General features: G+C 66.3%; 22 protein-coding genes, 2 tRNA genes and 1 riboswitch. Of the genes, 21 read left to right on the top strand and 3 right to left on the bottom strand.

The window, feature by feature from the left end; genetic code table 11:
* From SBP01_RS10950 to ndk, 3 genes are read left to right on the top strand one after another with little or no spacing between them, the layout of a single operon-like run.
* Positions 1-1,359, top strand: a complete 1,359-nt coding sequence (locus tag SBP01_RS10950; RefSeq protein ID WP_275215708.1) for a bifunctional folylpolyglutamate synthase/dihydrofolate synthase — start codon at positions 1-3, stop codon at positions 1,357-1,359.
* Between the two features lie 2 nt (positions 1,360-1,361).
* Positions 1,362-1,808, top strand: a complete 447-nt coding sequence (locus SBP01_RS10945; protein WP_275215709.1) for a DUF4233 domain-containing protein — start codon at positions 1,362-1,364, stop codon at positions 1,806-1,808.
* Between the two features lie 37 nt (positions 1,809-1,845).
* A complete protein-coding gene (gene ndk / locus SBP01_RS10940) occupies positions 1,846-2,265 on the top strand; it encodes a nucleoside-diphosphate kinase (protein ID WP_275215710.1) in 420 nt (139 codons plus the stop codon).
* 118 nt (positions 2,266-2,383) lie between these two features.
* Here ndk and SBP01_RS10935 read toward each other — a convergent pair whose 3' ends face one another.
* Positions 2,384-3,088 (bottom strand): vitamin K epoxide reductase family protein, encoded by a 705-nt coding sequence (locus SBP01_RS10935; protein ID WP_275215711.1) that lies wholly within the window; start codon positions 3,086-3,088, stop codon positions 2,384-2,386.
* Positions 3,089-3,586: 498 nt separating this feature from the next.
* Here SBP01_RS10935 and SBP01_RS10930 point away from each other — a divergent pair, with 498 nt between their 5' ends.
* The 13 genes from SBP01_RS10930 to SBP01_RS10870 all read left to right on the top strand — a co-directional run bounded on the left by SBP01_RS10930 (position 3,587) and on the right by SBP01_RS10870 (position 17,296).
* Complete coding sequence (locus SBP01_RS10930; protein WP_320535797.1) at positions 3,587-6,934, top strand: Rne/Rng family ribonuclease; 3,348 nt, start codon at positions 3,587-3,589, stop codon at positions 6,932-6,934.
* A 114-nt stretch (positions 6,935-7,048) separates the two neighbouring features.
* Positions 7,049-7,146: riboswitch (TPP riboswitch) on the top strand.
* Between the two features lie 129 nt (positions 7,147-7,275).
* Positions 7,276-8,820, top strand: coding sequence for a bifunctional hydroxymethylpyrimidine kinase/phosphomethylpyrimidine kinase (locus SBP01_RS10925; RefSeq protein WP_414004215.1), 1,545 nt, complete (start codon positions 7,276-7,278; stop codon positions 8,818-8,820).
* Positions 8,821-9,090: 270 nt separating this feature from the next.
* Positions 9,091-9,399, top strand: a complete 309-nt coding sequence (rplU, locus tag SBP01_RS10920; protein ID WP_255769572.1) for a 50S ribosomal protein L21 — start codon at positions 9,091-9,093, stop codon at positions 9,397-9,399.
* A 59-nt stretch (positions 9,400-9,458) separates the two neighbouring features.
* Complete coding sequence (gene rpmA, locus SBP01_RS10915; RefSeq protein ID WP_120949928.1) at positions 9,459-9,722, top strand: 50S ribosomal protein L27; 264 nt, start codon at positions 9,459-9,461, stop codon at positions 9,720-9,722.
* Between the two features lie 116 nt (positions 9,723-9,838).
* A complete protein-coding gene (obgE, locus tag SBP01_RS10910) occupies positions 9,839-11,428 on the top strand; it encodes a GTPase ObgE (RefSeq protein WP_275215714.1) in 1,590 nt (529 codons plus the stop codon).
* Positions 11,418-12,569 carry a glutamate 5-kinase gene (gene proB / locus SBP01_RS10905; RefSeq protein WP_275215715.1) on the top strand — a complete coding sequence of 384 codons (1,152 nt, stop codon included), beginning with the start codon at positions 11,418-11,420 and terminating at the stop codon, positions 12,567-12,569. Before obgE ends, proB begins: the two co-directional genes overlap by 11 nt.
* Before the next feature lie 26 nt (positions 12,570-12,595).
* Complete coding sequence (locus SBP01_RS10900) at positions 12,596-13,972, top strand: glutamate-5-semialdehyde dehydrogenase (RefSeq protein ID WP_275215716.1); 1,377 nt, start codon at positions 12,596-12,598, stop codon at positions 13,970-13,972.
* 76 nt (positions 13,973-14,048) lie between these two features.
* Positions 14,049-14,282: a hypothetical protein gene (locus SBP01_RS10895; protein WP_275215717.1), complete on the top strand. Its 234-nt coding sequence runs from the start codon at positions 14,049-14,051 to the stop codon at positions 14,280-14,282.
* A gap of 55 nt (positions 14,283-14,337) precedes the next feature.
* Entirely contained in the window at positions 14,338-14,952 is a 615-nt protein-coding gene (nadD, locus tag SBP01_RS10890) for a nicotinate-nucleotide adenylyltransferase (protein ID WP_320535795.1), read from the top strand.
* A 7-nt stretch (positions 14,953-14,959) separates the two neighbouring features.
* Positions 14,960-16,342 (top strand): hypothetical protein, encoded by a 1,383-nt coding sequence (locus tag SBP01_RS10885; protein WP_320535794.1) that lies wholly within the window; start codon positions 14,960-14,962, stop codon positions 16,340-16,342.
* 45 nt (positions 16,343-16,387) lie between these two features.
* Positions 16,388-16,789 (top strand): ribosome silencing factor, encoded by a 402-nt coding sequence (rsfS, locus tag SBP01_RS10880; RefSeq protein ID WP_275215719.1) that lies wholly within the window; start codon positions 16,388-16,390, stop codon positions 16,787-16,789.
* 98 nt (positions 16,790-16,887) lie between these two features.
* A tRNA-Ala gene (locus SBP01_RS10875) sits at positions 16,888-16,960 on the top strand.
* Between the two features lie 260 nt (positions 16,961-17,220).
* Positions 17,221-17,296, top strand: a tRNA-Ala gene (locus SBP01_RS10870).
* Between the two features lie 82 nt (positions 17,297-17,378).
* Here the strand turns inward: SBP01_RS10870 and SBP01_RS10865 are convergent.
* On the bottom strand, positions 17,379-18,686 hold the full coding sequence (locus tag SBP01_RS10865; RefSeq protein ID WP_320535793.1) for a class I SAM-dependent methyltransferase: 1,308 nt from the start codon (positions 18,684-18,686) through the stop codon (positions 17,379-17,381).
* Positions 18,687-18,770: 84 nt separating this feature from the next.
* Here SBP01_RS10865 and SBP01_RS10860 point away from each other — a divergent pair, with 84 nt between their 5' ends.
* The 4 genes from SBP01_RS10860 (at position 18,771) to SBP01_RS10845 (ending at position 22,750) form a co-directional block, all read left to right on the top strand.
* Positions 18,771-19,124, top strand: coding sequence for a zinc ribbon domain-containing protein YjdM (locus SBP01_RS10860; RefSeq protein WP_275215721.1), 354 nt, complete (start codon positions 18,771-18,773; stop codon positions 19,122-19,124).
* Positions 19,125-19,143: 19 nt separating this feature from the next.
* Positions 19,144-20,202: an FAD-dependent oxidoreductase gene (locus tag SBP01_RS10855; protein WP_275215722.1), complete on the top strand. Its 1,059-nt coding sequence runs from the start codon at positions 19,144-19,146 to the stop codon at positions 20,200-20,202.
* 41 nt (positions 20,203-20,243) lie between these two features.
* Positions 20,244-21,389, top strand: coding sequence for a class I SAM-dependent methyltransferase (locus tag SBP01_RS10850; RefSeq protein WP_320535792.1), 1,146 nt, complete (start codon positions 20,244-20,246; stop codon positions 21,387-21,389).
* 158 nt (positions 21,390-21,547) lie between these two features.
* Positions 21,548-22,750, top strand: a complete 1,203-nt coding sequence (locus SBP01_RS10845) for an ROK family transcriptional regulator (protein WP_320538325.1) — start codon at positions 21,548-21,550, stop codon at positions 22,748-22,750.
* A 78-nt stretch (positions 22,751-22,828) separates the two neighbouring features.
* On the opposite strand, the gene SBP01_RS10840 is transcribed toward SBP01_RS10845, so the two are convergent.
* On the bottom strand, positions 22,829-23,026 hold the full coding sequence (locus SBP01_RS10840; protein WP_275215725.1) for a hypothetical protein: 198 nt from the start codon (positions 23,024-23,026) through the stop codon (positions 22,829-22,831).
* A gap of 155 nt (positions 23,027-23,181) precedes the next feature.
* Between SBP01_RS10840 and SBP01_RS10835 the strand changes: the two genes are divergently transcribed.
* Positions 23,182-24,189, top strand: coding sequence for a MoxR family ATPase (locus SBP01_RS10835; RefSeq protein ID WP_320535791.1), 1,008 nt, complete (start codon positions 23,182-23,184; stop codon positions 24,187-24,189).
* The last annotated feature ends 5 nt before the right edge of the window (positions 24,190-24,194 follow it).

Genomic DNA, 24,194 nt, shown 5'->3' with positions numbered 1-24,194 from the left:
ATGACTGACGAATTTTCCGTAGAAAGCGTCTACGCCGAGCTGCTGGGGCGTGCGCCCGAAAACAAGATGGAGCCGCGGCTGGCGCCCCTGTTCCGGGCCATGGACGTTCTGGGCGAGCCCAACAAGGCGTACCCGATCATCCACGTCACCGGTACCAATGGCAAGACCTCCACGGCCCGGATGATCGAAGCCGGGCTGCGTGCCCACGGCCTGAGCACCGGCCGCTACACCAGCCCGCACCTGTCCAAGGTCACCGAGCGCATCAGCATCGACGGCCACCCCGTCAGCGACGAAACATTCGTCCGCATCTGGGATGAGATCCGGCCCTACCTGCAGATTGTCGATTCCGAGCTGGAGGCCGAAGGGGAGCCCCGGCTGACCTATTTTGAGTGCCTGACCATTCTGGGCTTCGCCATCTTCGCTGACCAGCCGGTTAACGTTGCCGTCATCGAGGTGGGCCTCGGCGGCATCACCGACGCCACCAACGTGGGCGACGGACAGGTCTCGGTGATCACGCCCATCTCGCTGGACCACACGGACCTGCTGGGCGACACCACCGAAGACATCGCCTACGAAAAGGCCGGCATCATCAAACCCGGCGGCTACCTCGTCAGCGCCGCACAGCCTGTTGACGCTGCCCAGGTGCTGCTTGAAAAGGCCAAGGACGTAGGGGTGCCGTTCCGCTTCGAAGGCGTCGAATTCGGCGTCGAGTCACGGACCGTTGCCGTGGGCGGGCAGGTAGTCAGCATCCAGGGCATCGCCGGCCGGTACCCGGACCTGTTGTTGCCGCTGCACGGCGCGCATCAGGCCCAGAACGCCGCGGTGGCCGTGGCAGCGCTCGAAGCCTTCTTCGGCGGCGAGAAGGAATTGGACCCAGAAGTGCTGCAGGAAGCCTTCGCGTCCGTCACCTCGCCGGGCCGGCTGGAGGTTGTCCGGACCGCACCCACCATCATTGTGGATGCAGCCCACAACCCGGACGGCATCAAAGTCTCCGCCGAAGCAATCCAGGAAGCCTTCACCTTCACCCGGCTTGTCCCGGTGGTAGGGGTGCTGAAGGAGAAGGACGCCGAGGAGATCCTGCGCCAGCTCAAGGAATCCCTGGGCGGCCTGGCGGAGGAATACTGCTTCACGCAGTCCAACTCCCCGCGCGCTGTCCCGGCGGCGGAGCTGGCGGAACTGGCCGTGGAACTGGGGTTTGGCGAGGACAACATCCACATTGCGGAGAAGCTCGACGACGCCCTGGAGTGGGCTGTGGAACGTGCTGAAGCCAACGATGACCTGTCCGGCGGCGTCCTGGTGACCGGTTCGATCACCCTGGTGGCCGAGGCCCGGATCCTGCTTGGAAAGACGGAGGCCTAGCCGTGGCAAAGCTGACCAAGGCACAACGTGAATGGCGTCCGGGGATGCCCAAAAAGCGGCGTTCCACCAAGGTGATGTTCGCCTCCACGGTCCTGCTGCTCGAAGCTTTTGTGGTCTTTTTTGCCACCCTTGCCGTCTTCGGACTCAGGCGCGGTGAATTCCCGCCGGCCCTGATTCTGGGGACCGGCATTGCGCTCAGCCTGGTCATGGTATTCGCCTGTGCGGTGCTCTCCAAGCCGTGGGGAGTGGCACTGGGCTGGATCCTTCAGATCGTGCTGATCCTCACCGGAATCGTGGAGCCGATGATGTTCCTGGTGGGCGCACTGTTCGGCCTGGCTTGGTGGTACGGGATCCGCACCGGGATCAGGATCGACTCGGAGTCCGCGCAGCGCGAACGCGAGCAGGCTGAATGGAACGCCGCGCACGGGGACACCCCGCCGGCCTCGTAGACTTGTCCCGAAACCCCCCAAACGCATTGGAGCAACTGTGAGCATTGAGCGCACCCTCGTTTTGATCAAGCCCGACGGCGTGGCCCGCAACCTCAGCGGCGCTATCCTGAGCCGCATTGAGGCCAAGGGGTACACCCTCGCCGAGCTGAAAAAAGTTGACGCCAGCCGCGAACTCCTGGAGCAGCACTACGAAGAGCACGTGGGCAAGCCGTTCTACGAGCCCCTTGTGGAATTCATGCTGAGCGGCCCGGTAGTGGCCGCGATCTTCGAAGGCCACCGCGTCATTGAAGGCTTCCGGTCCCTCGCCGGAACCACCGACCCCACCACGGCTGCCCCCGGGACCATCCGTGGCGACTTCGGCCGCGACTGGGGCCTGAAGGTCCAGCAGAACCTGGTTCACGGCTCCGACTCCGTGGACTCGGCCGAACGCGAAATCAAGATCTGGTTTCAGGGCTAGGGAACGCGGGGTCTCTTAAAGCCCGCTCCGGGCTGTCCATCGGGCACCAAGTGACCCCGCCCCGCGCACACAGAAAAGCCCCCGTTTCTTCGGAAACGGGGGCTTTTCTCTGTGTGTGCTAGAAGCCGGACGTGCCCGCGAACACTTGAATAAAGGCGAAGAAGATGGTGGCGATGACGGCGACATAGAGCAGCGCCGTGATGATCCAGCCCGAATCGCCCAGGACCTTGGCCGCGCCTGAGGGCATGGGGATCACGCCGTGGCTAATATTCCTGATGGTGACCCAGACGAACAGCGGGATCATGGCCGCCCAGACGATCATGCAGAACGGGCACAGGATGTGGATCGAGTACAGCGCCTGGGACCACAGCCACACCACAAACGCGAAACCCAGGGTGACGCCGGCCTGAAGCCCCACCCAGTACCAGCGGGCAAACGTGGCGCCGGACAGCAGGGCCATGCCCGCGGTGATGATGACGGCGAAAGCCACAATGCCGATGAACATGTTGGGGAACCCGAACACCGCGCTCTGCCAGGTCTGCATCACCTGGCCGCAGGAAATCCAAGGATTCACGTCGCACACTGTGACGTGGTTGGGATCCTTGAGGACTTCGAGCTTTTCCAGGACCAGGGTTCCCGAGGCAAGCCAGCCGATGATGCCCGTGATCACCATCAGCCAGCCGAAAGGCCGGTTGCGGGTCATGCGCGGCAGGCCGGGTGCCGTCCTCTCCGCCACCTCGCTGGAAGGTGTTCCAGCGGGGGAGGCCCCGACCGTGCGGGAAGCAGGCGTGGTGTCGGTACCGTGCGGGGACATACTGGGCATGGTGTCTGGCGTCCTTTGTTTCGGGTGCTCCTAGCCCGATTGTAACGCCGGCGGCTGAACACACCCCTCAGCAAATAGGGCGGCTCGGCCAGCACCGCACCTCAGCCGCCCTGGCAGCCCGGCTCTCCGGAGCGGATTCGTTGACCGCGCTTCCGCAGTCCCGGGGCCGGGGTGTGAGAGAATGAACATGGCTGGAGGCCGACCCACATTCGGACTCCGGTCCGGTGGCTTGTTTCAAGACCGCCAATGATGAGCAGGGCAGGCTTTGGATTCTCTGATCCGGCCTCCCGCAATTCCATTGGTCGGCACCTGGTTGTGGCGTGTAGAACAACGGGTTTCAGGACACAGCCGACGGCTCCCACGGGCTGCCGCACCCCATTGCCGGTGCGAACCTGGGAGTATCCACTTGACTTCTGTCAACGCCTGCGGGTTTTGACAATATGTGCCCCATTGGGTGCCGGATGTGGCGGCACATCAGGGGCAGGAGTGTAGCTACATATGGAAAATGAACACGTACCAGCCGTTAATGCTGAAACAGGGACTCCTGAAACTCCCGAGGTGGCGCCGAAGGCTCCCCGAACCCGCCGCAAAGCAGCCCCGAAGGCGGCTGTCGCAACATCCGCCACTGAGCCGTCCCTGACCGATACCGACGCTGAGACGGCCGCGGTCCTGGAGTCAGTTGCCGTCGTTGAGGCTGCCGCGGACACCAAGGCCCCCGTCCGCCGGACCCGCGCCCGCAAGAAGCCCGAAGCCGCGGAACCGCTGCCTGCCTTCGCCGTGGAGAACACTGAACCCCCCGCCGCAGAAGGGGAAGCGGCGCCTGCCACGGCCGGCCCCGCGGCTTCCGAGCCGGCGGACGCCGACACGAAGCCGGTCCGCCGCCGTCGGGTAGCCACCCGAAAGACCTCCGCGCCGAACGTTTCAGCACCGGAAGCCGCCGCCGTGCCGGCAGAACCGGCAGCCGCTGGCACCCCCGCCGCCGAAGCGCAGGACGCGCCTGGCGCCGCTGCCCCCGCCACAACGCCTGCTGCCGCACCTGCCGCTGTAACCCCGGCCGCTGTAACCCCTGCCGCGGAAACCGCGGCTGCTGTGACCGCACCTGCTGCTCCGGCCGAAGAGCCGCCCAGCCCGTTTGGTTCGCTGTTCCTGGAACCGGGCTCAGCCACATCGGTCCTGTTCCAGGCACCGGACCTGACCGCCGTCGTCCGCCCTGTTCCGGCAGCGGTGGAAGAGGCGGAAGAGGACGACGCCGAAGAGGGCGAAGGCGATGACGCCAACGGCCGCCGGCGTCGCCGCAGCCGCGGCCGCCGAGGCCGCAGCCGCGCCGGTGATACCGAGGCCGGGGCCGACACCGATGGTTCCGAAGGCGCCGAGGACGGTGCCGGTGACGACGACGACGAAACCGCCGTCCAGAACGACGAAGGTGTGACCTCCCGCCGTCGCCGCCGCCGCCGCCGTGGCGACCAGGACCTGGAGCTGACCGGGGGCGGAGACGACGATCCGCCCAACACGGTGACCCGGGTACGGGCTCCGCGGGCAGTTACCGAAGCGCCGGTCAACAACCGCGTGACCAGTGTGAAGGGCTCCACCCGGCTCGAAGCCAAGAAGCAGCGCCGCCGCGAATCCCGCGACACCGGCCGCCGCAGGACCGTGATCACCGAGGCCGAGTTCCTGGCCCGCCGCGAATCCGTGGACCGTCAGATGATCGTCCGCCAGCGCGACGACAGAATCCAGATCGGTGTCCTCGAGGACGGCGTCCTGGCGGAGCACTTTGTCTCCAAGACCCAGCAGGACTCCCTGATCGGCAACGTCTACCTCGGCAAGGTGCAGAACGTCCTGCCCTCCATGGAAGCAGCATTCGTTGACATCGGTCGCGGCCGCAACGCCGTGCTGTACGCCGGTGAAGTGAACTGGGACGCGGTTAACCTCGAAGGCAAGCAGCGCCGGATCGAAAATGCGCTCAAGTCAGGGGACACCGTCCTGGTCCAGGTGACCAAGGACCCCGTGGGACACAAGGGTGCCCGGCTGACCAGCCAGATCTCCCTCCCGGGCCGTTACCTGGTCTACGTCCCGGGCGGCTCCATGACGGGCATCTCCCGCAAACTGCCCGACGTCGAACGCAACCGCCTCAAGCGCATCCTCAAGGACCGTTTGCCTGAGCACGCCGGTGTGATCGTCCGCACCGCCGCGGAGGGTGCCTCTGAAGAGGAACTCACACATGACATCAACCGCCTGCGTGCACAGTGGGAGGGCATTGAAAGCCAGTCCACCTCCACCAAGATCCTCGCCCCCGAACTGCTGTACGGCGAACCGGACCTCACCATCAAGGTGGTCCGTGACGTCTTCAACGAGGACTTCTCGAAGCTGATCGTCTCCGGTGAAGAGGCCTGGGACACCATCGAGGCCTACGTAACCTACGTGGCCCCGGACCTGGTGGGCCGGCTGGAAAAGTGGACCAAGGACCAGGACATCTTCTCGGCCTGGCGGATCGACGAGCAGATCCACAAAGCACTCGAACGCAAGGTCTTCCTGCCCTCCGGCGGCTCGCTGGTCATCGACCGGACCGAAGCCATGACCGTGGTGGACGTCAACACCGGAAAGTTCACCGGCAGCGGCGGCAACCTCGAGGAAACCGTCACCAAGAACAACCTCGAAGCGGCCGAAGAAGTGGTCCGGCAGCTCCGGCTCCGGGACATCGGCGGCATCATTGTCATCGACTTCATCGACATGGTCCTTGAGTCCAACCGCGACCTCGTGCTCCGCCGCATGGTGGAATGCCTGGGCCGTGACCGCACCAAGCATCAGGTGGCTGAGGTGACTTCGCTGGGTCTGGTGCAGATGACGCGCAAGCGCATGGGCACCGGTCTTCTGGAAGTCTTCGGGGAACAGTGCGAGGCCTGCGCCGGCCGCGGAATTGTCACCCACGACGATCCTGTGGAGCACCGCCGCGCCAACACCGTCGCCGCCGAGCACCACGTGCAGCGGGCGGACACCCGGCCGGACACACAGCGGCCGGACAACCAGCGCAACGACGCCCGCCCGGAAGCCCAGCAGGGCGCCCGGACCGACCGGAAGCGCCGCCGCGGCCGCGGCGGCCAGCCGCTGGACGTAGCGCCGGCAGCTCCCGTGCAGATCCACACGGTCCACCCTGATCCGACAGATGCCGAACGCCATGCCAAGGCTGAAGCGACAAGGGTGGCCCTGGCCAACATCGCGGCCGCTGCACACGCCGCCCACCTGCACGACGAGGAAGTAGCCCATGGCGCTGCCGGCAGCACCCCCGGCACGGCAACCCCTGCTTCGACGCCGGCACATCCGTCCGAAACGGACAGCACCGGCCGCCCTGCCGCGGTCCTCACGTTCGGCGGCGAGCAGGTGGTGCTGCCGTTCGTGGAGCATCACGAGGAACAGCCCCAGGCTCCGGCGCTGACCCTGGACCGCCTGGCGGAGGCGTTCGCCAAGCTTGGCGAACCGGCCCCGGCTGCCCCCGCCGAGCCTGCCCGGCAGGCGCCTGCCGAGGCTCCCGCCCAGGCCCAGGCCCAGGCACCTGCCCAGGCCCAGGCCCAGGCGCCTGCCCAGGCTCCCGCCGTGGCGGAGAAGGACTATTCCGACCACACCGAGCAGCCCCGGGCCCGCCGTCCGCGGCGGAACCGGAGCGCGAGCCGAGCCCAGGGCGCAGCCAACGCCACCACGGTGGAGCATCACGAAGCCGTTCAGGTCGCCAGTGCCGGTCATACGCATGCTGCCAAGGCGCCGGAGCGCACCGAAGCCCGTGCGGCGGCTGCGCCGAAAGAAACCAACGCGCCGATTATCCTCGGCGTAGGAGTACCCGCTTCGGAACTCTGACCCGTTGGCTTGGACACCTCCACGGAAGCCCGCACAGCCCTTTTCCGGGGCGGTGCGGGCTTCCGCCGTTTCGGCTTCATGTGAGGCGGCAAACGCGGGTAAACGCTAGGGTGGGTTACTGACACGGGGTGCCGCGCAAAGGGCCGGCTGAGATCCACACCCGTTGAACCTGTCCGGTTAGTACCGGCGAAGGGATGTCTCCTTTGGCTTCGACCTATGTCCTTCCTCCCGCGTCCTCAGAATCTTCCAGCAGCCAGGAAACGCAATCTCCTGCGCAGGGTTCTGCCCGGCGCCCTGCACCGGAATCCTCGGCGGCGGCGGGGGTGCGACATACTCCGCGGGTGCTGTCCATCGCAGGATCGGATCCGTCCGGCGGGGCAGGCATCCAGGCCGACCTCAAGAGCATCGCCGCCCTGGGCGGTTACGGCATGGCAGCCATCACCGCCCTGACCGCGCAGAACACCCGGGGAGTCCGGGATGTCCACGTGCCGCCGGCCGGATTCCTGCGCCAGCAGCTTGACGCGATCAGTGATGACATCACCATCGACGCCGTCAAGATCGGCATGCTGGGCAACGCGGAGGTGATTGACACCGTCCGCAGCTGGCTCGAAAAGGTGCGTCCCGCCGTCGTTGTTCTGGATCCGGTCATGGTGGCCACCAGCGGGGACCGGCTGCTGGAAGAATCCGCGGAGGCTGCCCTGCGGACCCTGCTGCCGCTGGCGGACCTGATCACGCCCAACCTCGCCGAACTGGCGATCCTTGTGGCCGCGCCGCGCGCCCACAGCTGGGCCACCGCGCTGGAACAGGGCAAGCGCCTGGCCGCTGCCACCGGCGCCACCATCCTGGTCAAGGGGGGCCATCTCGACGGCGGTGCGTGCCCGGATGCCCTCGTCAACGCCGGGGGGCTGCTGTCACGCCCGGTGGTGGAAGTGGCCGGAGACCGGATTCCCACCCGCAACAGCCATGGCACCGGCTGCTCGCTGTCCTCGGCCATGGCCACGGCGCAGGCCAGGCTGGGGGACTGGGAGGCGTCACTGCGGGAGGTAAAGCCCTGGCTCGCGGGTGCACTTCAGGCGTCCGGGCTGCTGGAGGTGGGAAGCGGGAGCGGCCCAATTAACCATTTCCACCATTTCCACCAGCCTGAGGCCGGCGGGAAACCTGTTGGCGGTGCGCCGGTTCCGGCTGAATCCGCAGCAGGGGATCCCGCAGCCCAATCCGCAGCCGCGGAACTCACCGGCAAAGATTTCGCTGCGACCCTTCGCCGGGCGGCGGCCCCCGACCTGGACGCCATCTACCGGCTCGAATTCATCCGCGGGCTGGCGGCCGGCACTCTCGCAGAGGACCAGTTCGCCTACTACCTCGCCCAGGATGCCATCTATCTCAACGGCTATTCCCGTGCCCTGGCCCGGGCCAGCGCGCTGGCGCCTACGGAGGCCGCCCAGCTGTTCTGGGCCAGGTCCGCCCAACAGTGCCTCGAGGTCGAATCCGAGCTGCATCGCACCTGGCTCAGCACCCGCACGGTGGAGCGCACCCTGGGCCCGGTCACCAAGTCGTACGTGGATCACCTGCTTGCGGCCTCCGCCGCCGGCAGCTACGCCGTGCTGGTGGCGGCAGTCCTGCCGTGCTTCTGGCTCTACGCGGAAGTGGGCCAGACCCTGCATGCGCAGTTCCTGGCAGCGGGCGCACCCGAAGCCCATCCCTATGCCGAATGGTTGCGGACCTATGCCGACGAGGACTTCGCTCAGGCAACCCGCGAAGCGATCGCGATGGCCGGCGAGGCCGGCAGCAAGGCGTCCGCGGACGAACAGGCCGCAATGCTTCAGGCGTTCAGGCACTCCTGCCGATTCGAGCTGGATTTCTTCGACGCGCCGCGCCTGCACGCCTGAACGGCTGCGGTGTCTGCAGCCGGTATGATAGTCAGGCACGGTTTCGGATTGTCCGGACGGTTCACTAGTGGGACCTATCACAGACGACCGGCCGTAACCAGCCTCATTTGCAGCCGAAGGCGAAATTAGCGTATTCTAGATCTTCGGTGCTTACGCCAACACTTGGGTTATGATCCCACGGCGTTGAGGCACAGCGGGAATCCCAGCCAGTTTTGGTTCCGGGCCCGCACGCAAATTTAGTTATAAACGTCGAGAGAAGTGAGTTCCCAAGTGGTGTACGCGATTGTCCGCGCAGGCGGCCGGCAAGAGAAGGTCTCCGTTGGAGACTTCGTTACCCTCAACCGCGTCGCCGGTGGAGCTGGCAGCACCATTGAGCTGCCCGCCCTGCTCCTGGTAGACGGTGACAAGGTCACCTCCGCAGCTGCGGACCTGGCCAAGGTAACTGTTACGGCTGAGATCCTCAACGACCTCCGTGGTCCGAAGATCGTCATCCAGAAGTTCAAGAACAAGACCGGTTACAAGAAGCGCCAAGGTCACCGTCAGGAACTGACCAAGGTCAAGATCACTGGTATCAAGTAACCTTCGTTACTGTTCAGGTTTTCAGCAGATTCCCCAGAATTTAGAGGCAGGCATTTCAAATGGCACATAAAAAAGGCGCGAGCTCCACTCGCAACGGTCGTGACTCCAACGCCCAGTACCTCGGCGTCAAGCGCTTCGGCGGCCAGGTAGTTTCCGCAGGCGAGATCATCGTCCGCCAGCGTGGCACCCACTTCCACCCGGGCGCCGGCGTTGGCCGTGGCGGAGACGACACCCTGTTCGCACTGACCCCGGGAGCTGTCGAATTCGGCACCCGCCGCGGTCGTCGCGTTGTCAACATCGTTACCGCTGCAGCTGCAGAGTAACAAATAGTTCTGAAGCGGTGGAGCGGGCCATTTGGTCCGCTCCACTGTTCTTTTAACCGCATTACAATCATCTTGGCGCCTGCGGGCGTCCAGGAAACAGCACTGAGGAGATCCACGTGGCGAGCTTTGTAGACCGGGTAGTACTGCACGTATCCGGCGGTACCGGCGGCCACGGCTGTGTCTCCGTCCACCGCGAGAAGTTCAAGCCCCTGGGCGGTCCCGACGGCGGCAACGGCGGCGACGGCGGCGACGTCATCCTGCGCGTCGACCACCAGACCACCACCCTGCTGGACTACCACCACGCCCCCCACCGCCACGCCACCAACGGCGGACCCGGGATGGGGGACTGGCGCGGCGGCAAGAGCGGCGAGACGCTTATCCTGCCCGTGCCCGACGGCACCGTGGTCAAGTCCAAGGACGGCACCGTCCTGGCTGACCTCGTGGGCGAAGGCGCCGAATACGTTGCGGCCGCCGGCGGCCAGGGCGGCCTCGGCAACGCTTCACTGTCGTCGCAGAAGCGCCGTGCCCCGGGCTTCGCGCTCCTGGGCATCGAAGGGGAGTCCAGCGACATCGTCCTGGAGCTGAAGTCCATCGCGGACATCGCGCTGGTGGGGTTCCCCTCCGCGGGCAAGTCCAGCCTGATCGCCGCCATGTCTGCGGCCCGGCCCAAAATCGCCGACTACCCCTTCACCACGCTGATCCCCAACCTGGGCGTTGTCCAGGCGGGCGATGTCCGCTTCACCATCGCCGATGTCCCCGGACTCATAGAAGGCGCCAGCGAGGGCAAGGGCCTCGGCCACCACTTCCTGCGCCACGTGGAGCGCTGCGCCGCCCTGGTGCACGTGCTGGACTGCGGCACGCTGGAAGCGGACCGGGACCCGCTTTCGGACTTGGCCATCATCGAAGCCGAACTGGAAAAGTACGCGGTTGACATGAGCTACGCCGGCACGGACGGCGACGTGGTTCCGCTGAACCACCGCCCCCGCCTGGTGGCTCTGAACAAGGTGGACCTGCCGGACGGCAAGGACATGGCTGAATTCGTGCGTCCCGAGCTGGAGTCACGCGGCTACCGGGTCTTCGAAATTTCGGCGACGAGCCACGAAGGCCTCCGCCAACTCGGCTTCGCCATGGCCGAAATTGTCCAGGCCGCCCGCGACACCCTCGCAGCCGCACCGCCGAAGGTCCAGCCGCCGGTCCTGAGGCCCCGCGCCGTCAATGAAGCAGGCTTCAAGATCCGCCGCGAAGAGAAGAACCTGGAGCCGCTGTTCCGCGTCCTCGGTGACAAGCCCGTGCGCTGGGTCAAGCAGACCGACTTCACCAACGAGGAAGCCATCGGCTACCTCGCCGACCGCCTCGCCAAGCTGGGCGTGGAAAACGAACTGTTCAAGCAGGGCGCCAAACCGGGTGACACTGTGGTGATCGGCGAGGACGACGGCGTCGTCTTCGACTGGGAGCCCACCATGATGGCCGGCGCGGAACTCCTCGCTGCACCCCGCGGCACCGATGTCCGGTTCGCCGATATCGGCGACCGCCCCACCCGCGGCCAGAAGCGCGAGGAGCAGCAGGAACGCAAGGATGCCAAGGCCGCCGCGCGTGCCGAGCTCGAGGCCGAGCGCAAGGCTGGAATCTGGACCGAATCGGTCAGCAGCCGCCGCGTCGCCAAGCCGCTCAAGGAGAGTGGACTGGGCGCAGAAGATGACCAGTAGTTCTGCCACGGCGGCACCGCGACAGCGGACCGCCGACCGCAGCCTGCTCGCCGGCGCCCGCAGGATCGTTGTCAAAGTGGGTTCGTCGTCGCTGACCAGCATCAAAGGCGGCATTTCGGAGGAGGCGCTGACCGCCCTGGCAGATGCCTTGGCGGCCAAGCGCAACGCCGGTACGGAGATCATCCTGGTCTCATCGGGCGCCATCGCTGCCGGACTCGCGCCGCTTGGCCTCGCCAAGCGGCCGCGTGACCTGGCCACGCAGCAGGCTGCGGCCAGCGTGGGCCAAGGCCTGCTGATGGCCCGCTACACGCAGGCCTTCGGTGCCCACGGCGTGACCGTCAGCCAGGTGCTGCTCACGGCCGATGACCTGATGCGGCGGAGCCAGCACACCAACGCTTTCCGCGCGCTGGACCGCCTCGTCAACCTGGGTGTGGTGCCGGTCGTCAACGAAAACGACACCGTCGCAACGCATGAGATTCGTTTTGGCGACAATGACCGGCTCGCTGCCCTGGTGGCGCACCTGGTTCGGGCCGACGCGCTGGTGCTGCTTTCCGACGTCGACTCCCTGTATGACGGGCCGCCCGCCCACGGGGCAAAGAGGATTCCCCTGGTGGAAGGCCCGCAGGACCTCGACGGCGTCACCATCGGCAAGGCAGGCAAAGCCGGGGTGGGCACCGGGGGTATGACCACCAAAGTCGAGGCCGCCACCATAGCTGCCGGCTCCGGCATCCACGCACTGGTCACCTCCACCACCAATGCCGCGGCAGCGCTGGCCGGTGAGGATGTTGGCACCTGGTTCACGGTGAACGGCGCCCGCAAGCCCGTACGCCTGCTGTGGCTGGCACACCTTGCCTCGGTCCGGGGACGGCTAATTCTCGACGACGGCGCCGTCAAGGCAGTGCGCCACCGCCGCACCTCCCTGCTCCCGGCCGGCATCTCCGCCGTCGAAGGCGACTTTGAAGCCGGGGACGCCATTGAAATGGTCAGCATGGACGGCACGGTCATCGCCCGCGGCCTGGTCAACTACTCCGCGGCAGAGTTACCCCAAATGCTGGGCCGGTCCACGAAGGAACTGGGCAAGGCCCTGGGGCGCGGCTATGACCGTGAAGTTGTTCACGTTGATGACCTGGTGCTGGTCTGAGGCCCTGACTCGCCTAAACTTGGATCATGACTGAGGCACTGACCCACGCTACTGCTGCGACTTCCGGAGACAACACGGGACTCTCCGATGCCCCGAAGGCGCCGGATGCCGCGTCGCCGAAGACTGCAGTGTCCGTGTCGGCGGAGGAGGTCGAGGCTGCCGTCCACGCCATTGCTGACCGCTCCAAGCAGGCAGCCCGCCGGATGTCCCGCGCCAACCGGGCTTGGAAGGACCGCGGCCTCCGCGCCATCGGCGCCGCCCTCCTGGAACGCAAGAGCATCATCCTGGCGGCCAATGCCAAGGACGTGGCGGCAGGCAAGGCGAACGGAACCTCGGCGGCCATGCTGGACCGGCTGACCCTTACCGACGCCCGGATCACCGGGCTGGTGGACGCATTGGAGAACCTGGCCACGCTGCCGGATCCCGTAGGCAACGTGGTCCGCGGCCAGACCCTGCCCAACGGCCTGCGGCTGCGCCAGATTAACGTACCCATGGGCGTGGTGGCAGCTATCTACGAAGCCCGTCCCAACGTGACCGTTGACATCGCCGGCCTCGCGCTGAAGAGCGGCAACGCCGTCATCCTCCGCGGCGGCACGGCTGCGGCCGCCACGAATGAAGCCCTGGTCCAGGTGCTCCGTGACGCCCTGAACAGCGTTGGCCTGCCCTCGGACGCCGTGCAGACGGTGGACCAGTACGGCCGGGAAGGAGCCAACGCGCTGATGCGGGCGCGTGGCCGTGTGGACGTCCTGATTCCCCGCGGCGGCCGGGACCTGATTCAGTCCGTTGTGCTGAACGCCGCCGTTCCCGTCATCGAGACCGGCGAAGGTAACGTCCATATCTTCATCGACGAATCCGCCAGTGAAGAGATGGCAGTGGACATTCTGTTGAACGCAAAAACCCAGCGGCCCAGCGTGTGCAACACCGTGGAAACGCTGCTGGTCCACTCCCGCTCCACGGTGCTGCCGGCCGTTGCCGCCGCACTGCGCGGTGCCGGCGTCACCCTTCACGCGGACGATCGCATCCGCGCCGCCCTGCCTGCTTCCATCGAATCCACCCCCGCCACGGATGAGGACTGGGGTACCGAGTACATGGACCTCGATCTCGCTGTGGCCATGGTGGACAGCCTCGATGACGCGGTGAAGCACATCCGCACCTGGTCCACCGGCCATACCGAAGCGATCCTCACCAACAACTTGGCCAACGCGGAACGGTTCATTGCGGAGATCGACTCGGCGGCCGTGATCGTCAACGCGTCCACGCGGTTCACCGACGGCGGGGAGCTGGGCCTGGGTGCCGAAGTGGGCATCTCCACCCAGAAGCTGCATGCCCGCGGCCCGATGGGCCTCACCGAGCTCACCACCACCAAGTGGATCGTGCAGGGCGAGGGCCAGGTCCGCGGCTAACAACGCGGTAACATAGACAGAAGTCCGGAACGGCGGGAAGATCCGCTGCCCACATCCTTGAACCCTAGGGGAGAAAATGCTGCTCCAGCAGATCGCCATGACCGTTGCCGCCGCCGTTGAACATGAGGAAGCGGCCCCGCTCATAGCGCCACCGTTCGTGATCGGCGGCGTGATGTTCGCGATCCTGCTGGCGCTGATGTTTATCACGCTGTCCTACTCCAACCTGGGCAACCGCCACACCGCGACCGAAGAGCACGCCGATCCGCACCGCCAGCACCCCAACAAGCACGACCGCGGCCAAGGCCACTGACATTTCCCGTGTTCTGCACCGTGAAGGTGCGAAAGAACGGCTGCGCCTGGGCGTGATGGGCGGGACTTTTGATCCCATCCATCACGGCCACTTGGTTGCGGCCAGTGAGGTGGCCGCCAAGTTCGGCCTGGATGAAGTGGTCTTTGTCCCCACCGGCCAGCCATGGCAGAAGACGCATAAACACGTCAGCAAGCCTGAGCACCGGTACCTCATGACGGTGATCGCTACTGCATCGAATCCCCGGTTCACCGTCAGCAGGGTGGATATCGACAGGCCTGGCCCCACGTACACCATCGATACCCTGCGTGACCTGCGGACCCAGCGCCCCGATGCGGACCTGTTCTTCATCACCGGCGCGGACGCCCTGGCACAGATCCTGTCCTGGAAAGACATCGATGAGCTGTGGTCGCTGGCCCACTTTGTCGGCGTGACCCGGCCGGGGCATGTGCTCGACGGGATGGGCCGGAAGGACGTCAGCCTGCTGGAGGTGCCCGCCATGGCCATCTCCTCCACGGATTGCCGCACCAGGGTGGCCGCGAACAATCCCGTCTGGTACCTGGTACCGGACGGAGTGGTGCAATACATCGCCAAATATGGGCTGTACGCCGAGGGTTTTCCGCCCGAAGCTGAGCAACTTACCGAAACAGACGAGCCAGCAAGTACTGAATGAGTTTTCAATGAGTCAGGAACAGCCCCCCGTCCGCAGCCGCCGCGAACTGCGGCAGGCCAGAGATGAGAAGACGGCTACCGGGTCCACGGTCCCGGGCCAGGTTTCGCCTGCCTCAAAACAACGCCGCGCGGCCGACGCGCCGGTGGATTCAGTCCCGGAAAAAACACAGGCCCAGCGGTCATCGGAAATCCGGGCGCGGGACCGTGCCGCCCTGCGCACCATCAAGGAACTTGAAGAAAAGGAAGGGCAGCTTTCGGCGGGCGGTCCTCCCACCCGGCGGCAGTTGAGGCTCCAGCAACTCAAGGAACAGGCTGTCACCTCAGCGAACCCCATCATCGCCGCCCCGATGGGCAAGCCGCTTCCGGCTGCTCCAGGCTCCCCGGCCACCGCACCCGGTGCTCCGGCACCAGGCACCCCGGTACCCGGCAGTAAGGCACCCGGCACGGCAGCAGGCAGGGCTTCCACCGTCGGCACTCCCGCACCGGGTACCCCGGCAGCCGCTCCGTCAACTCCCGCCGGAGGAACGGGCCTGCCGGACGGCATGAGCGTGGAGCAGGCCTTGGCGACGCGTGCCCTCATTGCCGAGCAGGCGAAGAACCAGCTTGCCAAAATGGAGCACATCGCCTCCCTCGACCCCGAGGCAGTGGACCCGGACATCCTCGCGGAACAGATCGCCCTCGCGGAGCGTGCCGCCGTCCTGAACCGCCGCGCCATGGCCAAGCAGAAGCTGGCCGAGCAGGCGGTGGCTTCCGCTCCACAGAGCCCCCAGGCACAGAGCACCCAGGCACAGGCCCCCCACGGGCGGGCGGCAGCCACCCAGGCCGTGTCCGCCCAGACCGCTGCCGGCCGGCCGGCCGCTCAGCCAGGTCCCGCCACCGGTCAGTCGGGTCCCGCAACCGCGGACAACCTGGCCATGGTTACGCCGCTTGAATTCGTCCAGGTTCCGGGTGTCGACCGGCCGGTCATGAAACCGCCGGCGACCACCTACGTGCCTGTGCAGACCCAGCCTGGAGCCAAAGTCCGGCCAGGCGGCAAGAACCGCCGGCCCTCTCCCGCATCCAGGCAGGCCGGCGCCGCACCGGCAGCGGGGAGCCCGTCGGGCCGTTCCCGGGTCATCGCCCGGGCCGAAGCTGCCGCCCGGGCGGCGTCAGAGCCAAAGCGCCTGGTTTCAGCAGTGCCGGACGATACTTCGGCCGAGGCTGAAGGTCTTTTCGAGGACATGCACCGCGTACCCGCACGCTCCGCCCATGGGCTGGAACCGCTGGACGCGGCAACGGCAGGCCTGGCCCGCGCCAACCGGCTCCGGCTCATGCAGGTCATCGTTTTGGTCTTCGGAATTGTGGCCCTCATTTCGGGCGTCATCCTCATCGCCACCGGTCTCTCCCGCTAACCGGCTGCGCCCCCTACAAAACTTTAGAAAACTACAAGGAGTCCCGTGACTGCATCAGATTCATCCATCGCCACAGCCCGCCACGCCGCCAAGGCCGCCGCGGACAAGATCGCCCACGACATTGTGGCGCTCGATGTCAGCGAACGCCTCGCCCTGGCGGACGTCTTCCTCATCGCATCGGCCCCCAGCGAACGCCAGGTCAACGCCATCGTGGACGGCATTGAAGAAGAACTCTCCAAGCAGGATCTCCGCCCGGTCCGCCGCGAAGGCCGCGCCGGCGGCCGGTGGGTACTGCTGGACTACTCTGACATCGTGATCCACGTCCAGCACGAGGAAGACCGCGTCTTCTACGCCCTGGAGCGCCTCTGGAAGGACTGCCCCGTCGTCGACCTTCAGCTTGCCGACGACGCATCCGCGAAGGCATCAGCCGCTTCGGAATCCGAATAACCGGCCTTACCGGCCCGAATATGCCCGATTTGGAATTTTCGGAAATGCTGGTCTAAGATATTTGAGTTGCTCCGGAGATCACGGGGCAGCGAAGGTCCGGGGCTGTGGCGCAGCTGGTAGCGCACCTGCATGGCATGCAGGGGGTCAGGGGTTCGAGTCCCCTCAGCTCCACCGGATGGTCCGCCGGAATCGAAAGATTCCGGCGGACTTTTTTGTTGCCCGTTACGCCCGCGCTGGCGACACACAATTCCCCCTCATGTGGTCTTTTCCCGCCCGCGTTCCCGGGGGAGAAGTCCCATCGGCGGGGACTTCTCCCGTCGCCGCAGCTGACCGCCCGGCCAGCTCGCCCTCCGATTGGCGCACGGCCCGGATTTCCATTAAGCTAATCAGGTTGCTTCGAGCGGCCCGAAAGGCCGGGGGAACAACGGTTTGGGGCTGTGGCGCAGCTGGTAGCGCACCTGCATGGCATGCAGGGGGTCAGGGGTTCGAGTCCCCTCAGCTCCACCAAGCCGGACCATCCGTCCACAAAAAGAGCCACCCCCAGGGGTGGCTCTTTTTGATTATCCGCCTGCCGGCCGGGACCGGGCAGCTAGATCCAGTCCGTCCGGCGCAACGGCGGCTGCGCACCGCCGGCGCGTTGAACCAGGATCTGGTTGACTCCGGTCAGGCCGGATTCGAATCCGAGGGCGCTGGAGGCCATGTACAGCCGCCAGATCCTGGCCCGGCCCAAGCTGGTGAGGGCAACTGCCTCGTCCCAGTTGGTTTCCAGCCGCCGCACCCATGCCCGCAAAGTCAGGGCGTAGTGCTGCCGCAGGGCCTCCACGTCAAGAATCTCGAACCCGCCGCCTTCGAGCGCGGTAACCATTTCGCCGAGGCCCAGCATTTCGCCGTCCGGGAACACATAGCGCGGGATGAAGGAGTCGGGGTCGGGTTTGGTTGGCCCGGCATTCCAGGAGATGGCGTGGTTGAGCAGCCGGCCCCCAGGCCGGAGCAGCGAGTGCAGCGTGTCCACATAGCGCGGCGTCTGTTCCCGGCCGACGTGCTCGGACATGCCGATCGAACTGATCGCGTCAAACGGCCCGTCATCGATATCCCGGTAATCCTGCACGCGGATGTCGACGTTTTCGGTCAGGCCCGCCTCGGCGGCCCGTTTGCGTGCAAGCACGGCCTGCTCGGAGGACAGCGTCACGCCAACGACCGTGACCCCGTAATTCTGTGCAGCGTGCAGGGCAAAGCTGCCCCAGCCGCAGCCCACGTCCAGCACCCTCATCCCGGGCTGGAGGCCGAGCTTCCGGCAGACCAGGTCAAGCTTGGCCCGCTGCGCAGCGTCCAGACCCGCCGGGAGCCCCTCGGTGCCGGCGGCCGAAGCCTCACTCCACACAGCGCACGAGTACACCATCGATGAACCGAGCACGAGGGCGTAAAAGTCGTTGCCGACGTCGTAATGGTGTGAAATTGCCGCAGCATCCCGCTGCCGCGTGTGGAGCCGGCCCTTGCGGGTAATCCTTGCTTCTTCGGGCGGGGGCGCAGGATTGGGTCCCACCGCCCCGAGCCGGACCGCCGTCCGCATCAGTGTGCCCAGTTCGCGGGGCGTCAGCGGCCGGAAGGGACCGGGCTCGGAAAACTTACCCACCGAGCTCAGGGCGGTGAAGGCGGCGAAGATGTCGCCCGGCGCGTCAATGTCACCGGCAACATACGCGCGGCTCAGCCCCAGCTGACCGGGCGACCACAGGATCCGCCGCAACGCCCGGCGGTGCCTGAACTCCAGCACGGGTGCATCCGGCGGCCCCGCCTCTGAACCGTCCCACGCACGTAACCTCAGTGGTATCTCATCTGTACCCAGGACGATGCCCAGTGCTTTCGCCAGCAGCGGCGCTGCCCGATTCTCCGTTGCCATGCTCGGTGCCTTTCTTCAGGTATGGCCCAACAGTACGACGGCGGCGCGCGCCTGTCAGTGCGGCGGCCCGATTATCATGGGGGTGTGAATGAGTCCCTGCCGCCGTGCCCGGAATGTGCCAGTGTCCACACCTACGAGATGGGTGCGCTGCTGGTCTGCCCGGAGTGCGGCCATGAGTGGGCCCCCGGGACGGCGCCCGACGACGGGGAACCGGGGCCGCGGATCATCAAGGATGCGGTGGGCAACGTCCTCGCGGACGGGGACACCGTGACGGTGGTCAAGGACCTGAAGATCAAGGGAAGTTCCGGTGTGATCAAGGTGGGAACCAAGGTCCGCGGCATCAGGCTCGTCGACGGCGTGGGAGACCATGACATCGACTGCAAGGTGGACGGAGTGGGGCCCATGCAGCTGAAATCCTCCGTGGTGAAGAAGGTCTAGCGGAATCCGGCCTGCGGACATGGAAAACGGAACCACCGACGTTGTGGTCATCGGCGCCGGGCAGGCGGGTCTTTCCGCGGCCTACCACCTGAAGCGCCGGGGGCTGGGATACACGATCCTCGACGCCGAGCAGGGCCCGGGCGGTGCGTGGCGGCACCGCTGGAAGAGCCTGATCATGGAAACGGTGAACGGCATCAGCGACCTCCCCGGAATTGCCAAGCCCGATGTGGACCCGGCGGAACCCAGCTCAGAATTCCTGAGCAGGTACTTCGAGGCCTATGAACGGCAACTCGGGATTGAAGTCCTGCGCCCGGTCAAGGTCTCCTCCGTTGCCAGGGAAGACACGGATCCGGCCGGCCGCCTTCTGGTCAGATCCGATCACGGCGATTGGACGGGCAAAGCCGTCATTAACGCCACCGGCACCTGGACCAGGCCTTTCTGGCCCATCTATCCGGGCCGCGCCACCTTCCTCGGCCGGCAGCTGCACGTGGCCGACTACGTCTCGGCTGAGGAGTTCCGCGGTAAACACGTCATTGTGGTGGGCGGCGGGATTTCCGCCGTCGGGCTGGTGGATGAGATCTCCCGGATCACCACCACCAGCTGGTTCACCCGCCGCGAGCCCGAATGGCGTGACGCCACCTTCGACGCAAAAGCGGGGCACGACGCCGTCGCCCTCGTGGAGGAGCGCGTCAGGCTGGGACTGCCCCCGCAGAGCGTTGTTGCCGTGACCGGCCTGATCCGGACACCTGCCCTGCAGGCTGCGGAAAAGCGCGGCGCGTTGCGGCGGCAGCCCATGCTCACGTCCATCGAGCCCGACGGCGTCCGCCTCACCGACGGCAGCCTCCTCCGGGCGGATGTGATCCTGTGGGCCACCGGCTTCCGCGCGGAGCTTGAACACCTCGCGCCGCTGCACCTGAGGGGACCCGGCGGCGGGATCGCCATGGACGGAACCCAGGTGGCAGCCGAGCCGCGCGTGCACCTCGTGGGCTACGGGCCGTCGTCGTCCACCATCGGGGCGAACCGTGCGGGCAGGGCGGCAGTGGCTGCCATTCTGAAATTGCCCGCATTCCAGCAGTGACAACCCAACCACCCGGCACACCGGCAAACGGCAGGAACAACGTGGCAGAGAACAGCCTTGACAACATCCTCGGCAGGCTCAGGCGGTACCCCGATGTTGAGGCGCCCAACCTGCAGGCCTGGGACGCCACGGACAGGCTCCTGCTCGAAGCCGCCGCCGGCCGCGTGGATGCGCCGGGCAGCCTGGCAGTAATCGGTGACCGCTACGGCGCCCTTACCTTGGGGGCCTTGGCGGTCCTGGGCGTCGGGCAGGTCCGGGTCCACGAGGACCTCATCACGGGGGAGCGTGCCCTGCGGAACAACGCCGCCGTCCTGGGGTTGGCAGGCTACCAGCAGCTTCCTTTGGGGGAAAAGTTGCTCGCCGGTGCCGGGACCGTGCTGCTCCAGCTGCCCCGCACGCTGGCGGAGCTCGAGGAAATCTCCCACGCCGTGGCCCGGTACGCCGCCCCGGAGGTGGTGCTCATCGCCGGCGGGCGGGTCAAGCACATGTCACTGGGGATGAACGCTGTCCTGGAGCGTCACTTCCAAACCGTCCAGCCCCAACTGGCGCGGCAGAAATCACGGCTGATCATTGCCGGCGACCCCAAGCCCGTACGTGGCGAAGGTGCGGCCGCACGCAGCCCCGGGCCCGTCGTCGAACACCTCGCAGAGCTGGACCTCGACGTTGCAGCGTACGGCGCGGTTTTCGCCGGTACGAAGCTGGACATCGGCACCAGGTTTCTCCTGACCTTTCTGCCGCAAATGCCCGCCGCCGGGCACGCTGTGGACCTCGGGTGCGGGACGGGGATCCTCGCCGCCATGTACGTGAAGGCGAACCCCGCGGCGCGCGTCACAGCCACAGACCGCTCCGCCGCTGCCGTCGCCTCGGCCGAAGCCACCGCCCGGGCCAACGGCCTCACGGACCGGATCACGGCGCTCCAGGACGACGCCATGAGCACCCTGCCCGCCGCAAGTGCCGACCTGGTCCTGCTGAACCCGCCGTTCCACCTAGGCGCCAGCGTGCATGCCGGGGCAGGGCTCAAGCTGTTTGAGGCGGCGGCCAGGGTCCTCGCTCCCGGCGGTCAGTTGTGGACAGTCTTCAACCGGCACCTGCAGTACCTGCCGGCCCTGGAACGGCTGGTGGGTCCCACCACGGTCAAGGGCAGCAACCCGAAATTCACGGTGGCGGTCAGCACCAAACGGGCCTGACCACGGGACCGCGCCGCAGTCCGCCTCCGGCTCTGGGCGTTGAACTGGCGGTAACGTAGCATTCAGACATCACCAGAACCCGGCCGCAAATACTAGGGGAGACCGTGCCAGACATACGCCAGCCCTCGGCTCCACGGCGCGGGACCAACCTGCCGCGCATGGGGGACTTCAACCTGACGGTGATCCTCGATGCCATCCGCCGCTCATCCGGAGGCCTGAGCCGCGTTGAGCTGGCTCAGATCGTAGGCCTTTCCCCGCAGACCATCTCCAACATCTCGCGCCGGCTGTTGGACCAGCACCTGATTGTCGAGGCCGGCAAAGAAGGCAGCGGACCGGGCAAACCCCGCACCATGCTGCGACTGAACCCGGCCGGAATGTACGCCGTGGGCGTCCACCTGGACCCTGCCGTGACCACCTTTGTGGTCCTCGACCTCGTCGGCGCAGTTGTGCAGCACGCCCGCATCAAAACCCCGGGCGGGAATGATCCTGCCGCCGTGATCGCCACCATGGCCACCGAAATCGAACAGCTGGTTGCCGGGTCCGGCGTGGATGCAAGCAAGATCGCAGGCCTGGGCCTCGCCGCCCCCGGCCCCATCGACCTGGACAACGGCACCGTGGTTGACCCGCCGCTGCTGCCGGGCTGGGACCGTGTTGAACTCCGGAACGCCCTGGCCAAAGCCACCGGCTATTCCGTCCTGGTTGACAAGGACGTGACCAGTGCCGCCGTCGCCGAAACCTGGGCCGGCGGCCCCAGCGGTGCGGGCAGCTTCGTGTTCATGTACATGGGGACGGGCATCGGCTGCGGCATTGTGCTCAACGATGAAGTGGTGCGTGGAACATCGGGAAATGCGGGCGAGATCGGCCATATCATGGTGGATCCGGACGGGCCTCCCTGCGACTGCGGCCTGCGGGGCTGCGTGAAGTCCTCCGTGATTCCAAAGGTGCTGGTGGCGGAAGCCGTAGGCGCAGGGATTCTGGACGGCTCCGCGAACCACAACAACGGGGCAGAGGTCCAGCAGAGCTTCGCGCAGTTGTGCGACCTCGCCGATGCCGGCGACGAAAAAGCACTGGCCATCATCGACAGATCCGCAGTCCTCGTGGCGCGTGCCGTTTGTGTAGTCACCAACACGCTCGACGTCGAACGGGTGGTCTTTGGCGGCCCGTTCTGGAGCCGCATCGCGGACCGCTACCTGCAGAAGATCCCGGCACTGGTGGATGCCAACAGCGCGGCCCGGCTGATCCACACCATCGAGGTTGTGGGCACCGGGGTTGGTGAGGATGTTGGCGCCGTTGGCGCTGCCTGCCTGGTCCTGGAACACACGCTGGCGCCCCGGTCACAACGGTTGCTCCTGGAGGTTTAGCCGCAGTTCCTTGCCCCCCGGGGTCCCCTACGGATATCCGCGGCTGGGGGCCCAGGGCAGCACTATGCGCCGAAACTCTCAGTCGATGTCCTCCACGACGACACCATAGGGAATGGTGTCGTCGAGGTGCGCCTGATGGCCGTGAGGCAGGTTAAGGACCCGGACGCCGTGGGCCTTATCCGCGGCGGATTGCATCAGGATGGGCCGAACGGTGTCGATGAACGTAGGGCTTTTGTCCGCGAGATAGGCCTGGTAACTGGCTGGTAGCTCAATCATTTCATCAGGATAGACCCGGGGACCTGCCATGGGGAGGGGTCCCCATTGCAGGTATTTGCGCAGGTGGCTTGGATAGGATGGCGGGCGGAGAGCCGCCGGCCGGCTACATCAGCAGTCCGCAATCACCACGCAGCAAGCCAACAGGGGGAGATCCATTGCTTCAGACCAGTGCGCCCGCACGAATCGAACCGGTGGAACTGGCCCGCGCGCAGCAGGTGGTGGCGAAAATTTCCCGCAGCTTCGATGCCAAAGTGGTGGGCCAGGCGCGGCTGCGCGAGTCGTTGCTGGTGGGTCTCCTGACGGGCGGTCACATCCTGCTGGAAAGCGTTCCAGGCCTCGCCAAGACCACCGCGGCCCAGACCGTAGCCGAGGCCGTGAGCGCGGAGTTCCGGCGCATCCAGTGCACCCCGGACCTGCTCCCGAGCGACATCGTGGGAACACAGATCTATGACGCCGCCAAGGGCACCTTCATCACGCAACTGGGGCCGGTGCACGCCAACATCGTCCTGCTCGACGAAATCAACCGCTCCAGCGCCAAGACCCAAAGCGCCATGCTCGAAGCGATGCAGGAACAGCAGACCTCCATCGGTGGCCAGGAGTACAAACTGCCCTCGCCGTTCCTGGTGCTCGCGACGCAGAACCCCATCGAGCAGGAAGGAACGTACCAGCTGCCGGAGGCCCAGATGGACCGCTTTATGCTCAAGGACGTGCTGGACTACCCCTCGCCCGCCGAGGAGACGGAGATCCTCCGGCGGATCGACGCCGGTGTCTTCACCGCGGAACAGAAACCTGCCGCAGCCGCCTCCCTTGACGCCGTTCTGGGCGCACAGGACCTGGTCCGCCGGATCTACATCGATCCCGCCATCATCAACTACATCGTGGGCCTGGTATATGTCACCCGCAACGCCGGGCAATACATTGATCGCAGGCTCGCGGAGTTCATCGAATTCGGCGCCAGCCCCCGCGCCAGCATCGCCTTCAGCCGGGCTGCCCGGGCCGTGGCGCTCCTCAACGGCAGGGACCACGTGATCCCGGAGGACGTGAAATCCCTCGCCCACCGTGTCCTGCGGCACCGACTGATCCTGGGGTTTGACGCCATTGCCGAGCAGGTCCCGGTGGAAAGCGTCATCGACGCCATCGTGGCCTCCGTTCAGACCCCCTGAGCCCG

The sequence above is a fragment of the Pseudarthrobacter sp. IC2-21 genome (assembly GCF_034048115.1).
GTDB lineage: Bacteria > Actinomycetota > Actinomycetes > Actinomycetales > Micrococcaceae > Arthrobacter > Arthrobacter naphthalenicus.
Note: the sequence above shows the minus strand (reverse complement) of the source record. Positions and strands in the feature narration are given on the sequence as shown.

Excerpts from the sequence above, each read along its gene's own strand:
- SBP01_RS10950 (WP_275215708.1), top strand. The coding sequence starts at position 1 with ATGACTGACGAATTTTCCGTAGAAAGCGTCTACGCCGAGCTGCTGGGG.
- SBP01_RS10865 (WP_320535793.1), bottom strand. The coding sequence starts at position 18,686 with ATGGCAACGGAGAATCGGGCAGCGCCGCTGCTGGCGAAAGCACTGGGC.
- SBP01_RS10885 (WP_320535794.1), top strand. The coding sequence starts at position 14,960 with ATGAGTCAGGAACAGCCCCCCGTCCGCAGCCGCCGCGAACTGCGGCAG.
- nadD (WP_320535795.1), top strand. The coding sequence starts at position 14,338 with ATGGGCGGGACTTTTGATCCCATCCATCACGGCCACTTGGTTGCGGCC.
- SBP01_RS10900 (WP_275215716.1), top strand. The coding sequence starts at position 12,596 with ATGACTGAGGCACTGACCCACGCTACTGCTGCGACTTCCGGAGACAAC.
- SBP01_RS10845 (WP_320538325.1), top strand. The coding sequence starts at position 21,548 with ATGGGGGACTTCAACCTGACGGTGATCCTCGATGCCATCCGCCGCTCA.
- rpmA (WP_120949928.1), top strand. The coding sequence starts at position 9,459 with ATGGCACATAAAAAAGGCGCGAGCTCCACTCGCAACGGTCGTGACTCC.
- SBP01_RS10855 (WP_275215722.1), top strand. The coding sequence starts at position 19,144 with ATGGAAAACGGAACCACCGACGTTGTGGTCATCGGCGCCGGGCAGGCG.
- SBP01_RS10895 (WP_275215717.1), top strand. The coding sequence starts at position 14,049 with ATGCTGCTCCAGCAGATCGCCATGACCGTTGCCGCCGCCGTTGAACAT.
- proB (WP_275215715.1), top strand. The coding sequence starts at position 11,418 with ATGACCAGTAGTTCTGCCACGGCGGCACCGCGACAGCGGACCGCCGAC.
- SBP01_RS10840 (WP_275215725.1), bottom strand. The coding sequence starts at position 23,026 with ATGATTGAGCTACCAGCCAGTTACCAGGCCTATCTCGCGGACAAAAGC.
- SBP01_RS10930 (WP_320535797.1), top strand. The coding sequence starts at position 3,587 with ATGGAAAATGAACACGTACCAGCCGTTAATGCTGAAACAGGGACTCCT.
- SBP01_RS10935 (WP_275215711.1), bottom strand. The coding sequence starts at position 3,088 with ATGCCCAGTATGTCCCCGCACGGTACCGACACCACGCCTGCTTCCCGC.